The organism is Streptomyces sp. ATexAB-D23 (assembly GCF_000373645.1).
GTDB classification, from domain to species: Bacteria; Actinomycetota; Actinomycetes; order Streptomycetales; family Streptomycetaceae; genus Streptomyces; species Streptomyces castrisilvae.
Genome location: NZ_KB892025.1, coordinates 1 through 12,458, shown reverse-complemented (window position 1 = coordinate 12,458; position 12,458 = coordinate 1). Strand labels below are relative to the sequence as shown.

The 12,458-nt window shown below is 72.9% G+C and carries 9 protein-coding genes; 6 read left to right on the top strand and 3 right to left on the bottom strand.

The annotated features are described in order from the left end of the window. Nucleotides 1–62: 62 nt before the first annotated feature. The gene (locus tag B082_RS0123030; protein ID WP_018554158.1) at nucleotides 63–518 is read left to right on the top strand and encodes an ATP-binding protein; all 456 of its coding nucleotides are present in this window, start codon (nucleotides 63–65) and stop codon (nucleotides 516–518) included. A gap of 26 nt (nucleotides 519–544) precedes the next feature. Here B082_RS0123030 and B082_RS0123025 read toward each other — a convergent pair whose 3' ends face one another. Further along, on the bottom strand, nucleotides 545–1,720 hold the full coding sequence (locus B082_RS0123025; RefSeq protein WP_018554157.1) for a PP2C family protein-serine/threonine phosphatase: 1,176 nt from the start codon (nucleotides 1,718–1,720) through the stop codon (nucleotides 545–547). An 80-nt stretch (nucleotides 1,721–1,800) separates the two neighbouring features. Here B082_RS0123025 and B082_RS0123020 point away from each other — a divergent pair, with 80 nt between their 5' ends. Together B082_RS0123020 and B082_RS0123015 are read left to right on the top strand one after the other, a co-directional pair. Further along, on the top strand, nucleotides 1,801–2,313 hold the full coding sequence (locus B082_RS0123020; RefSeq protein WP_026250096.1) for a MarR family transcriptional regulator: 513 nt from the start codon (nucleotides 1,801–1,803) through the stop codon (nucleotides 2,311–2,313). Nucleotides 2,314–2,557: 244 nt separating this feature from the next. After that, nucleotides 2,558–2,890, top strand: coding sequence for an STAS domain-containing protein (locus tag B082_RS0123015; RefSeq protein ID WP_018554155.1), 333 nt, complete (start codon nucleotides 2,558–2,560; stop codon nucleotides 2,888–2,890). A gap of 81 nt (nucleotides 2,891–2,971) precedes the next feature. Here B082_RS0123015 and B082_RS0123010 read toward each other — a convergent pair whose 3' ends face one another. Beyond that, the gene (locus B082_RS0123010) at nucleotides 2,972–5,323 is read right to left on the bottom strand and encodes a GH92 family glycosyl hydrolase (protein ID WP_018554154.1); all 2,352 of its coding nucleotides are present in this window, start codon (nucleotides 5,321–5,323) and stop codon (nucleotides 2,972–2,974) included. Between the two features lie 280 nt (nucleotides 5,324–5,603). Here B082_RS0123010 and B082_RS0123005 point away from each other — a divergent pair, with 280 nt between their 5' ends. Beyond that, entirely contained in the window at nucleotides 5,604–6,812 is a 1,209-nt protein-coding gene (locus tag B082_RS0123005; protein ID WP_018554153.1) for a DMT family transporter, read from the top strand. Here B082_RS0123005 and B082_RS0123000 read toward each other — a convergent pair. Continuing rightward, entirely contained in the window at nucleotides 6,782–8,101 is a 1,320-nt protein-coding gene (locus tag B082_RS0123000; RefSeq protein WP_018554152.1) for a transglycosylase family protein, read from the bottom strand. The two genes, B082_RS0123005 and B082_RS0123000, sit on opposite strands and share 31 nt — an antisense overlap. 547 nt (nucleotides 8,102–8,648) lie before the next feature. Here B082_RS0123000 and B082_RS0122995 point away from each other — a divergent pair. Together B082_RS0122995 and B082_RS0122990 are read left to right on the top strand one after the other, a co-directional pair. Further along, complete coding sequence (locus B082_RS0122995) at nucleotides 8,649–11,168, top strand: beta-glucosidase (protein ID WP_018554151.1); 2,520 nt, start codon at nucleotides 8,649–8,651, stop codon at nucleotides 11,166–11,168. A gap of 8 nt (nucleotides 11,169–11,176) precedes the next feature. Beyond that, nucleotides 11,177–12,289, top strand: coding sequence for a LacI family DNA-binding transcriptional regulator (locus B082_RS0122990; protein WP_026250094.1), 1,113 nt, complete (start codon nucleotides 11,177–11,179; stop codon nucleotides 12,287–12,289). Nucleotides 12,290–12,458: the final 169 nt, after the last annotated feature.

Here is a 12,458-nt window from a genome sequence, read left to right as displayed (position 1 = left end):
CGCGGGTACACGATCAGCAGAAAGAGGTCTTCGACCTCCCCGCTGCGCCCTGGCTGGAGCACATGAACGAACAGGCGATCTCCCGGCCGGACGACTCCCCCCGGAGCTGTCCGCCCACGGAGGCATTGCACAGCGCCGAAGTGTTCGACGGCGAGCCGGGGTGCATTTCCCAGGCACGGGCACTGGCCGACCGTTTCCTGGTCAGGCTGGTGTCCGAGTGGATGGCGGTGCTCGGCACCCACACCCGCAATGACCTGATGCTGGCGGTGAGCGAGCTGGTCACCAACGCCGAGCGCTACAGCCACGGCCCGTACCTGCTGGAGCTGGAGGGCACCGCGGAGCGGATCAGTATCACGGTGTACGACAGCAGCAGCGCGCTGCCGGTGTTCTACGCCCCCGATCCGAGCCGCCTGGGCGGTCATGGAATGGAGATCGTGGTGGCCCTGTGCGACCGGGTCACCGCCGAGCGGGTGCCGGTCGGCAAGCGCATCCGGGCCGAGTTCACGCTCAGCAGCTGAGCGGGCCCGCGGCGCCCGTCGCGGGCTCAGCCCCGGGCGTCCTGCCGGCCGAACCAGTCGATGCACATGACCAGCGCGTCGTCGAGCGTGTCCGACGAGCGGTGCTCCGCGAGTTCCCGCAGCACCGCCCCCGGCACCGCGGCGGCCGGCAGCAGCCGGGTGGCGAGGACCGCCCTGGCCAGACCGCGTTCCGCGTACTTCTCGCCGAGCGGTGACACCGCGTCGTAGACCCCGTCGCTGACGAGCAGCAGCCGGTCCCCGGGGCGGGCCTGGAGGTGCTGGACGACGTACTGCGACTCCTCGAACATCCCCAGCGGCAGCTGGGCGTCCAGGGCCACCCGCGTCACCGTGCGGCCGCGCAGCCGCCACAGCTGCGGGGAGCCCGCGTCCACGGCGTCGACCGCCCCGGTGGCCAGGTCGAAGCGGAGCAGCAGGGTGGACACGTGGGCGGCGCCGCGGTGCTGGTCGTAGATGGCCTGGTCGGCGAGGGCCGCCTGGTCCGCGATGCCGATCCCGGCTCTCCTGGCGTTGCGCAGCGCGTTCACGGCGAGGTTGGTGAGCAGGGAGGCGCGGATGCCCTCGCCCAGGCCGTTGGTCACGGCCACGCTGAGCTGGTCGCCCTCCGCCGCCCAGTCGAAGTTGTCGCCGTGGATGGCGTAGGCGGGTTCGAGCTGGGCCCCTATGGCGTACTCCGGGGCGGTGAACGACCGGGCGGGAAGCAGCTGCCACTGCATTTCGGCGGCGAGGGTCAGGCGCGTGGTGCGGCGGGCCCGCTGATAGTGGTCGGTCTCCCGCTCGGCGACGACCAGCTCGTGCCCCAGAAGTTCGGCCACATGCGTGAGATCGTCCATGACGTGCGGGGTGGAGCGGGCGGACGGCAGCCGGACGGTGAGGATGCCGAGGCGCTCACCCCGGACGGTGACCGGAAAGTAGTGGTCGGCCGCGTCGTCGGGCCCGGTCCGTCCCTCGTGCGGGCGCTGGCTGCCGAAGGCGCGGCCCTGGGGGCTGTTGTGCACCGAGAGCGGCTGGCCGAGGCCGTCCGAGGGGTCGACCGGGTTGAGCACGGTCATTCCGTAGTCCGCCAGCAGCAGCTGCACCGAGCGTGCGCCGTATTTGTCCGCGAGGAAGTCGCGCACCGTCCCGACCAGGGCGTACGGTGCCGCCGCGCGTAGCGCTCGTTCGATCTCCGTGTGGGCATTCACGCTGTTTCGCCCATTCTTCGGTGGGTGGCGGGGACGGAGCCAGGCTGACAGGAGCACGTTACGGGTGACAGAGTGGAAGAATGCCCCACCGCACCGGACTTCCTCACCGCCCTGAACAGGTGTCCGAGGACGTCTGTGCCGCGTCCGAGCTTCTGGAGGTGTTGTGGGGCCGGGGCCAGGAGGCTGCCGCGCTCGGCGTCGTCTCCCCCTCCCAGCTTCGCGCGCTGCTCGTCATCGAGCAGCAGGAGGGGAGCAACCTCCGCTCGCTCGGTGAGGCGCTGGGCTCGCGGGCACCCTCGGTGAGCCGGCTCTGCGACCGGATGGAGGCCATGGGCCTGGTCCAGCGGGACCCGAGCCCGACGAGCCGCCGGGAGGTCGAGCTGCGCCTGACCCGCAGGGGCCGGGAGCTCTTGGAGGAGTACCGGGCGATCCGTACCCGGGAGCTCACCGCCGTACTGGAAAGAATGCAGCCCTCCGAGGTGGCGGCTCTGGCCGTGGGGCTCACCGCATTCCGCTCGGCGGCATCGCAGCGGCTCACCGGCGACCGGAGTCCGGCCGCGCGGCTTCGCGACGACGTCGCGGACAGCGCCTAGCTTCATGCAGCCCTGCTTCCGCGTTTCTGAGGCGCTCCCGGGACGGGCGACTCGTTGATCGTTCGGTACAGATTGTTGTCCGATGAAGAATGTTGTCAAATGGCAACTGTTACTTTTATCGTTGAGCATTCCCGCCGCGAGCAGGCACGGGGCAGAATCGGACCGTCCGCCTGATCCGGTGTTTCCCCACCGTCCAGTGCATCACGAGGTGAACGTGCTTCCACCCCCCAGCGCCGGCCGCACCATGCAGATCGTCCCACGTCACGAACGGGGGGCGCTGGTGCTCGCGGTAACCGGCGACCTCGACATCGACAACGTCGCGCCTCTCGGCGCGGCGCTGGAGAACGCGTCGCTGGAGGGCACCGGGCCGGTCGTCGTCGACCTCTCGGATGTGAGTTTCGCCGACTCCACCACGGTGAACGTGCTCCTTCAGGGGCAGACCGCGCTCGGCCCCAGGCTGCGACTGGCCGCGCCCTCCGTCTTCATGGAGCGGCTGATCGGCGTACTGGGACTCGACTCCGCGCTCCCGGTCTTCCCGAGCGTCGCCGAGGCGATCGACCCGGGCCTTCCCGGCTGAGGGCTGTCCGAACCACGAATACCGAACGCCCTTCTTCCCGTCCGGACGGGAGGAAGGGCGCTCGGCCGTGCCGCCGCCGGCTCAGCCCAGGGCGGGCGGGGCGTCCTCGGGTGAGGTTCCCCACGCCGACGGCTCGGCGCCCACCGTGAAGGAGAGCAAGCGGGCCGAGCGGATGTCGTCCGTGGTCAGGTACGTACGCGCCCGGGGTGCGCCGTCGAGCCGGGCGGACTGGATGTAGCGGTCGGTGCCGGAGGTACCGGGGGCGCTGACGGTCAGCGCGCCGCGCGGGTAGAAGCGGCGGTCGAGCCTGATGTCGACGCGCTCGAACGCGGGCGTGGACAGGCCCCAGGTGTCGGTGCCGGGCTGGACCGGGAAGACCCCGATGGACGACAGCACCATCCAGGCCGACATCGTGCCCAGGTCGTCGTTGCCCGTCATGCCCGTCGGGCCGTTGGTGAAGAGCGTCAGGGCCGCGTGCACCACATCGGTCGTCTTCCACGGCTGACCGGTGGACAGGTAGGTGTACGGGGCGATGAGGTCGGGCTCGTTCTGCGGGTTGTACTTGTCGGCGTTGTAGTACGCGTACGGGCCGTTCACCCATACCTCTCGGGCCGTCTTCGCCGGATCGGCGAGGAGCCGGTCGTACGCGAAGAACGAGTCGAGCCGCTCGTTCGCGGCGCCCTTCCCGCCGATCAGGCCGACCATGCCGGGGATGTCCTGCGGGACCATCCACTGGTACTGCCAGGACGTGCCCTCGTGGAAGCCCTCGCTCTCGGCCGGGTCGGCGGGGCCGGTGAACGCGCCGGAGGTGTCGCGGGCGCGGAAGAAGCCCGTCGAGGGGTCGAAGATCTTCCGGTAGTTCTGGGCGCGGGCCTCGTAGCGCGCGGCGTCGGCGTCGTGGCCGAGGTCGCGCGCCATCTCGGCGAGCATGCCGTCGGCCAGGGCGTATTCCAGGGTGGCGGAGGCGCCGTGGTCGAAGTCCGAGTCGCCCGGCTTGGCGTGCTCACGGTCCTTGATGTACGGAGCGAAGCCGTCCGCCAGGTACTGGACGTTGGCCTCCCGGCCGACCGGCGCGGAGTCGGCGGGCGGCACCCCGTCCGCGTTCTTCTTCAGCGCCCGGTACGCCTCCTCCTCGTACCCCTTCAGCAGTCCCTGCTGGTAGGCGTTGGTGAGGAAGGGGGTGACCGGGTCACCCGTCATGATGTTCGTCTCGACCGTGCCGTAGCCCCACTTCGGCAGCCAGCCGCTCTCCGCGTCGATGCGCAGGACGGATATCGCCATGTCGCGGGACTCGCGCGGGGCGAGTAGCGAGAGCAGTTGGGCCTGGGTGCGGTAGGTGTCCCAGAGCGACCAGTTCTGGTAGTAGGTGAAGCCCTTCGCCCGGTGCTTCTCCTGGTCCCAGCCGGTGTAGCGGCCGTCCACGTCGCTGCCCACGTTGGGCGCGAGGAAGGACCGGTAGAGGGAGGAGTAGAAGGTGCGGCGCAGTTCGTCGCTGCCGCCCTTGGCCTTCACACCTTCGAGCCGGTCCTCCCAGGTGCGCTGCGCGGCCCGCTGGACGCGGTCGAAGCTGCGGCCGCCCTCGGCACGGAGGTTGAGCGCGGCGCCCTTGGCGTCGACGTAGCTCAGGGCGGTGGTGGCCTCGACCGTGCGGTCCTCGGTGGTGTCGAACCGCAGCCAGGCGCCGTTGCGGGCGTCGGCGGCCGTGGACTTCTTCGAGCCCTCGGTGACGGTGCCGCCGTTCCAGGTGCCGGAGGTGGTGAACGGCCGGTCGAAGCGGGTGACCGTGTAGAGGGTGTACTGCTTGGTGTCCTGGCAGAAGCCGCTGCCGGTGATGGCGGTCCGCACGGTACGGCTGTCCAGGATCTCCACCTCGGAGGAGACCGTCCGGTGCAGCGACTGGCCCGCGTTGAGCAGCACGTTGGCCTTGTCGGTGGCCGGGAAGGTGTAGCGCTGCACCCCGGTGCGCGGGGTGGCGGTCAGCTCGGCCTCGATGCCGGTGCCCAGCCCGACCTTGTAGTAGCCGGGGCTCGCCTTCTCGTCGTCGTGGCTGAACTCCGCCGCGTACTTCGCGTAGTCGGTCTCGGTGACGTCCCCGGTGGTGGGCAGCGTCGGCAGGTCGCCGCCCAGCCCGCAGCCGACGCCGGAGAGGTGGACGGAGGAGAAGCCGCGGATGTGGTCCTCCCCGTAGTCGTAGCCGGTGTTGTGGCCGGTGTCCGGGGAGAGCTGCACCATGCCGAAGGGCACGGAGGCGCCGGGATAGGTGTTGCCCTCGTTCTGGGTGCCGATGAACGGGTTGACCAGGTCGGTCAGCCGGCCGTCGCTCCTCGGGGCGGCCTCGGCCGTGGCCCCGGGGAGGAGGACACCGCCCAGGAGTGCGGCGGCGGCGAGTGCGGCCGCCGGGCCGCGCAGTCTCGGCCGTGGGGTCCGATGCATGGGGTTACTCCTTAGGACAACGTTGTCAGAGCGCGCTCATTCTTCGAGTCCGCCGTGATCCGCGTCAAGGGGTCCGACCGTCCCCTTCCGGCCGATGACGTGAAGGTACGGTGCGCGACCGCGCGTGCCACCACGGGTGGAGCCGGGTTGATCGTTCTGACGTGCGCCGCGAGGAGGACTACCGTCAAGAGGAGGACACCCTGACTGTTCCCGTACTACCAAAGCAGTACGCCGGATCGCCGCCTCAGGGACGACGACGCGGCGGCTGAAAAAGGGGATCGTGGTGTACATGAGTTCCCTCGCGCTGTCCGTGCTGCTGTCACTGGTCTCCGCGGTCGCCTACGCGGCCGGGGCGATCGTCCAGGAGCGCGTGGCCACCGCCTCCGACGGCCGTTCTCTCGCACCGCTGCGCGACCGTGTCTGGTGGGTGGCGGTCACGCTGAACGGCGTGGGCGCGGTCCTGCACGTGGTGGCGCTGGCGTACGGCCCGCTCAGCCTCGTCCAGCCGCTGGGAGCGTTGACGATCGTCTTCGCGCTGCCGATGGCGGCCCTGTTCGTGGGGCGCAGGGCCGGGGCCACTGCCTGGCGCGGCGCGGTCATGGCGACGGTGGGGCTCGCCGGACTGCTCGCGCTGACCGGCAGTTCCGACGCGCACTCCCTGGGCCGTCCGCAGCAGTTGATGCTGGCCGTCGTGACCTTCGGCGCGGTGGCGGCGCTCGTTCTGCTCTCCCGGGCGATGCGCCGGCCGGTGATGCGCAGTGTGGTGCTGGCGGGGGCGGCGGGCGTCGCGTTCGGTATCGCGTCGGTGTACACGAAGACGGTGGCCATGGAGTGGACGGCCGGTTCCGTGGGGTCGGGGCTGCCGACCCTGCTGGTGATCGCGGCGCTCGCCGGCGCCGGTCTGCTGCTGTGCCAGGCGGCCTACCGGGGTGCGGGGCTCACGGCTCCGCTGGCCACGGTGACCGTGGTGAACCCGGTGGTGGCCGCGGCGGTCGGCATCACGCTGTTCGGCGAGCAGTTCCGGCACGGCGCCACGGGCACGGTGCTCGCCCTGGCCTGCGGGGTGGTCGCGGCCGGCGGGCTGATCATGCTGACCAGGGAGCGCATGGGCGTGGAGCGCCTGGAGCCGGCGCCGCAGGGCCCGGGAGGGCTCTCGGCCGCCACCGCGCCCGCCGTCGGCGTGCCTTCGGCCGTGAGTGGGGAGGCCGGGGATTTCGACGGGCCCGCCGCCGGTTCAGCGGCTCCGGCGGGCACCCTGCCGGTGCCGGCCGCCGCCTCCCTTCCCGAACCCGCGGGTCCGCGGCCGGTGACGGCTCCCCCGGCGCTTCCGCTGCCCGTGCGGATGCCGCTGGACCGGCTGGGCAGCCGGGTGGAGTTCGCCCCGCCTGCCGGCGGCGGGCACAGGACCGGGCCGCCCGCAGGGGCCGCCGGCCCGGAGGCCGGTGACCGCAAGGGCGTTCAGACCTTGACGCCGCCCGCCCTGAGGTAGGCCAGCGGGTCGATGTCGGAGCCGTAGTCGGGGCCGGTACGGACCTCGAAGTGCAGGTGCGGTCCGGTGACGTTGCCGGTGGCGCCGGAGCGGGCGATCCGCTGGCCACCGCCGACGTGCTGCCCGCCGCGCACCAGTAACGAGGACAGGTGCGCGTACTGGCTGTACTTGCCGTCGCTGTGGCGGATGACGACCTGGTAGCCGTACGGCCCCGCCCAGCCCGCCGACACGACGGTGCCGGCCGCCACCGACTTCACCGAGGTGCCGGTGGGCACGGGGAAGTCGACCCCTGTGTGGTAGCCGCTGGACCAGGAACCGGCCTGGTGGTACGGCGTGCCGGTGCGGGCCGCGACCGGAGCGGTGAGCGAGGTGTGCTTCCGCGCCTGGGTCTTGTGGGTCTCGGTCTTGTGCGCCTGGGTCTTCGGCGTCTCGGTCTTCTTCGGCTGCGGCCTGGCCTGCTGCGTCTTCTGCTGCGGCTTCGGGGCCGTCGTCGGGGCTGATTTCGGGGCCGTCTTCGGGGCGGCCTTCGGGGTTGTCCTCGCCGCGGCCTCGGGTTCGGCCTTCGTGGCCGTCCTCGGCTCTGCCTTCGTGGCCGTCCTCGGGGTCCCGGCCAGGTCCAGGCTCAGGCGCTGGCCCGGGAAGATCAGGTCCGGGTTGTCACCGACGACCTTGCGGTTCGCCGCGTAGAGGCGCTGCCAGCCGCCTTCGAGGTGCCGTTCGACGGCGATCCCGGAGAGCGAGTCGCCCGGCGTCACGGTGTACGAGTCCCGCTTGCCCGGCACGTGCGTCGGCGTCGCCGCGGCCGGCTTCGTCTGCGCCTTGCGCGGGGGCGAGGAGGCGCTGTCCGGCTTCTTCGGCGTCGTGACCCGCGCCGTGCGCTCGCTCTGCGGGCTGACGTCGGGCGAGTCGCCGCCCTGGGTCAGACCGGCCTTCCCGGAGCAGACCGGCCAGGCCCCCGGCCCCTGGCCCTCCAGGACCTTCTCCGCGATGGCGATCTGCTGTTCCCGGGTGGCCAGGTCGGCGCGTGCCGCGTAGACCGTTCCGCCGTACGCCGCCCAGGTGGAGCGGGTGAACTGGAGCCCGCCGAAGTAGCCGTTGCCGGAATTTATGTGCCAGTTGCCCGTGGACTCGCACGCGGCGACCTTGTCCCACACGTCCGCCGACGCCGCGCCGGCCGACGCGGCCGCGATGAGCGGGAGCGCGAGCCCCGCACCTCCTGCCGTGACCGTGAGCGAAACGCGGTTGATGCGGCTCGGCTGATATCTGCGGTGCCGTCCGTTCACGGCCATGACTTGGCTCCCCCACTGGCTGTAGGACATGTCGCAAGCGGTCAACTTATGTGCAAACAGCGGGTGATGACAAGGCCACCGTACGTTCCGGCCACCGCCCCGGAGGGCGTGCGCGGGGCGTGCGGGGCGCGCTCGGTCAGCGCACGGCGAAGGTGAGCGGCGAGGCGATGCCCAGGGAGCGTTCGGAAGCGCCGACGGCCTTCCCAGTGACCCGGGCGGTGACCGCGAGCAGGCGCGCGTCGCCGTCGAGTTGCCCGCTCCCCGCGCATCCGAGCCTGAACTCCGGGAGGAGTCCGCGGGCTGCACACCGCGCGGCACGGTCGGCGTCTCGGCGAGCTGAAAGCCGTGTGAGAGGCGGACACCTCCTTCCGACAGCCGCCGCCGTACCACTGGGCGCGCGGGGCCGTGGTCGCGGCGGCGCGTGCCCCGGAGTCCGCCGCGGCCCGCCCCTGCCCCCATTGACACGGTCGGCGTCGGCCAGCAACGCTGGGCACCACAGCCCGGGAGAGCGCTCTCCAGCATATGGGGGCGCTGTGCACGAAGGAGCATGGCCGCCATGACGGACGAAGAGACCGATCCGCTGCTCGACAAGCTCGACGCGGCCCAGAAGGTCCGTCTGCTGACGGGGGCGAGCACCTGGCGTACGTACGGCGAAGGGGCTGTCGGGCTGCGGCCGCTCACCCTCTCGGACGGGCCGGCCGGTGTGCGCGGCGAGGCCTGGGACGAACGGGAGACCTCGCTCGTCCTCCCCTCCCCCACCGCGCTCGCCGCCTCCTGGGACGAGCGGCTGCTGACCGATCTCGGCGCCCTGCTCGCCTCGGAGGCGAGACGCAAGGGCGTCGACGTGCTCCTGGCCCCCACCCTGAATCTGCACCGCTCACCGCTGGGCGGCCGGCACTTCGAGTGCTTCTCCGAGGACCCGCTGCTCACCGGGCGGACCGGTGCGGCCCTCATCAGGGGCATCCAGTCGGGCGGGGTCGCGGCCACCGCCAAGCACTTCGTCGGCAACGACGCCGAGACGGACCGCCTGCACGTCGACGTCCACATGGACGAGCGGACGCTGCACGAGGTCTACCTCGCCCCATTCGAGGAGGCGGTCGCGGCCGGGGTCTGGGCGGTCATGTCCGCGTACAACAAGGTAGGCGGCGTCACGATGTCCGCCTCCCCGCTCCTGGAGCACCCCCTCAAGGACGACTGGGGGTTCGACGGGCTCGTGGTCTCCGACTGGGGAGGCGTGCGCACCCTCTTGGACGCCGCGCGCTCCGGCCAGGACCTGGCGATGCCGGGCCCGGACAGCCCCTGGGCGGCCGGTCTGCTCGCCGCGCTGGACCAGGGCCTGGTGTCCGCCGACGCGGTCGACGACAAGGTGCGAAGGCTGCTGAGGCTGGCGGGGCGGGTGGGTGCGCTGGGCCCGGCCCGGCCGGTGCGGCGGCCCGTGCTGGCGCAGGACGCGCGGCGGGCGCTGCTGCGACGCGCCGTTTCGGCCGGTGCGGTGCTGCTGCGCAACGAGGGCGGGGTGCTGCCGCTGGATCCGGCGGGGCTGGGCTCGGTCGCCGTCATCGGGCCGCACGCCACGGCGGTACGCATCCAGGGCGGGGGCAGCGCGGAGGTGTTCCCGGAGCAGGTGGTGAGCCCGCTCGCCGGAATCGAAAGGGCGCTGGACGGGGTGGCCGATGTGACCTACCGGCCGGGTCTGCCGCCGTCGGACCGGCCGGAGCCGCTCGGCCGCGACCGGACGCGCGACCCGCGCAGCGGCGAACCGGGGGTGCTCGTGCGGCTGCTCGACGGGCAGGGGGCCGAGCTGCACGCCGAGCACCGGCTGTCCGGGCGGATCGTGGAGCCCTCGGTGCCGGCGGGTGACGCGGCGCTGGTCGAGATCCGGGCCCTGTTCCGGCCGGCCGAGAGCGGGGTGTGGACCTGGGCGGTGGGCGGCTGGGGGAACATCGCGCTGTCCGTGGACGGCGTGGAGGTGCTGTCCGGCACATACCCGCTGGACAGCGACGACCCGACCCGGGTGCACGTCGCCCCGCCCCTGCACACCGGCCGGGCCGAGCTGACCGCCGGGCGGGAGGTGGAGGTGGTGGCGCGGCGCTCGCTCATCCCGGGGTCGGGTGTCGCGACGGTCCTCGCGGCCGCCCCGCCCGCCGGTGACGCGGCCGCCGCGCTCGCCGACGCGGTGTCCGCCGCGCGGGCGGCCGACGTCGCGGTGGTGGTCGTGGGCACGACGGAACAGAGCGAGTCGGAGGGGCACGACCGCGAGAGCCTGGACCTGCCGGAGGGTCAGGACGCGCTGGTGCGGGCGGTGGCGCGGGCCAACCCGCGCACCGTCGTCGTGGTCAACACGGGCGGCCCGGTCGCCCTGCCCTGGCACAGCCGGGTGCCCGCGCTGCTGCTCGCCTGGTTCCCGGGCCAGGAGGCCGGGGACGGGCTGGCGGACGTCCTGTTCGGCCGGACCGAGCCGGGCGGCCGACTGCCGACGACCTGGGCCGCCGCCCAGCACGACGTACCGGTGCTCGGAACCGCGCCCGGCGCCGACGGGCGGCTGCGCTACGAGGAGGGCCCGCACATCGGCTACCGCGCCTGGCTGCGGTCCGGGGCGGAGCCGGCGTACTGGTTCGGCCACGGTCTCGGGTACACCGGCTGGACGTACGAGGAGCTGACGGCCCCCGCGTCGGTGCGGGCCGGGGAACCCTTCGACGTGCGGGTGCGGGTGCGCAACTCCGGGCGGCGGCGCGGCCGGGAGGTGGTTCAGATCTATCTGGCCCGCACCGACTCGGCGGTCGAACGGCCGGTGCGCCGGCTCATCGGGTACGCGGCGGTCGAGGCGGACCCCGGGCAGAGCGCGGTCGCGGTGGTCCGGGTGAGCGGGCGCGCGCTGGCCCACTGGGCGCCCCGGCGGGGCGGCTGGGAGACGGAGCCGGGCGGGTTCACGCTGCTCGGCGGGGGTTCGGCGGGCGATCTGCCGCTCACCGCCGGGCTCACGGCACAGGCGGGTCCGGACTCGGCCGGGAAAGGATCCGATAACGGTTCGGAGCACAATGGAGAGCGCTCTCCGCTGATGCTATAAATGCGCTCATGACGGATGATCTGCGACCGGCCGGAACACCCACCCTTGAGGACGTGGCGAAGGCGGCCGGCGTGTCCCGCGCCACCGTCTCCCGGGTGATCAACGGCGTACGGAATGTCGACCCGGTGATCCAGGAGGCGGTGCGCCGGGCCGTCGCCCTCACCGGCTACGCCCCCAACCGCGCGGCCCGCTCCCTGGTGACCCGGCGCACCGACGCCATCGCGCTGGTGGTCTCGGGCGCGGGCGTCGAACCGGAACCGGAACCGGAAGCGGAGGAGACCGCGCCACCGGCCGATGCGGACGGGGCCGAGGCGGGCAGCGGGGCGTCCTTCACGGGACAGGTCTTCGCCGACCCCTTCTTCGGCCGGGTGGTGACCGGGGTCGTCAACTACCTGCGTCCGCGCGGTATGCACCCGGTACTGATGTTCGCCGAGACGTCACGGGCCCGGGAGGACGTGGTGTCGTTCCTGCGGCAGGGCAGCGCGGACGGCGCCCTGGTCGTCTCGACGCACGCGGAGGACCCGCTGCCGGGGATGCTCACGGACGCGGGGCTGCCGGCCGTGCTCTACGCCCGCCCCGCCCGCGCCGCCCGGATCAGCTATGTCGACGTCGCCCACCAGGACGGGGCGAGGCTCGCCGCCGAGCATCTGCTCGCCCGGGGCTGCCGCCGTATCGCGACCATCACCGGCCCGCTCGACGTACCCGCGGTGCAGGAGCGGCTGGCCGGCTTCCGCGACACGATGGCGCGCAACGGCCACCCGTACATCGCGATCGCCGAGGGGCGGTTCACCCAGGAGAGCGGTGAGGCCGCGATGGAGCGGCTGCTGACCGAGCACCCGGACCTGGACGGCGTCTTCGCGGCCAACGACCTGATGGCGACGGGCGCCTGCCATGTCCTGCGGGAGCGCGGCAAGCGGGTGCCGGAGGACGTCGCGGTGATCGGCTTCGACGACAGCAGCGCCGCCTCCGCCTGCCGCCCGCCGCTGACCACGGTCCGCCAGCCGGTGGAGGCGATGGCCGCCGAGATGGCCCGGCTCCTGATCGAGCGGCTGTCGAAGCCGGAGGGGGCGGCGACGTCCGTGATCTTCGAGCCGTCGCTGGTGGTGCGGGAGTCGGCGTAGGCGGGGCGGCCACCGGGCGGCACGGCCCGGGAGGCGCCGGCAGGGAGCCGCCGGCCGGGCGCGCGGGACCGGGACGCGGTACGCGGCGCGGTACGCGGCGCGGTACGCGGCGCGGTACGCGGCGCGGTACGCGGCGCGGTACGCGGCGCGGTACGCGGCGCGGTACGCG

Coding starts and splice junctions, on each gene's coding strand:
- B082_RS0123030 (WP_018554158.1), top strand. CDS start 63: ATGAACGAACAGGCGATCTCCCGGCCGGACGACTCCCCCCGGAGCTGT.
- B082_RS0123020 (WP_026250096.1), top strand. CDS start 1,801: ATGCCCCACCGCACCGGACTTCCTCACCGCCCTGAACAGGTGTCCGAG.
- B082_RS0123015 (WP_018554155.1), top strand. CDS start 2,558: ATGCAGATCGTCCCACGTCACGAACGGGGGGCGCTGGTGCTCGCGGTA.
- B082_RS0123010 (WP_018554154.1), bottom strand. CDS start 5,323: ATGCATCGGACCCCACGGCCGAGACTGCGCGGCCCGGCGGCCGCACTC.
- B082_RS0123000 (WP_018554152.1), bottom strand. CDS start 8,101: ATGGCCGTGAACGGACGGCACCGCAGATATCAGCCGAGCCGCATCAAC.
- B082_RS0122995 (WP_018554151.1), top strand. CDS start 8,649: ATGGCCGCCATGACGGACGAAGAGACCGATCCGCTGCTCGACAAGCTC.
- B082_RS0122990 (WP_026250094.1), top strand. CDS start 11,177: ATGACGGATGATCTGCGACCGGCCGGAACACCCACCCTTGAGGACGTG.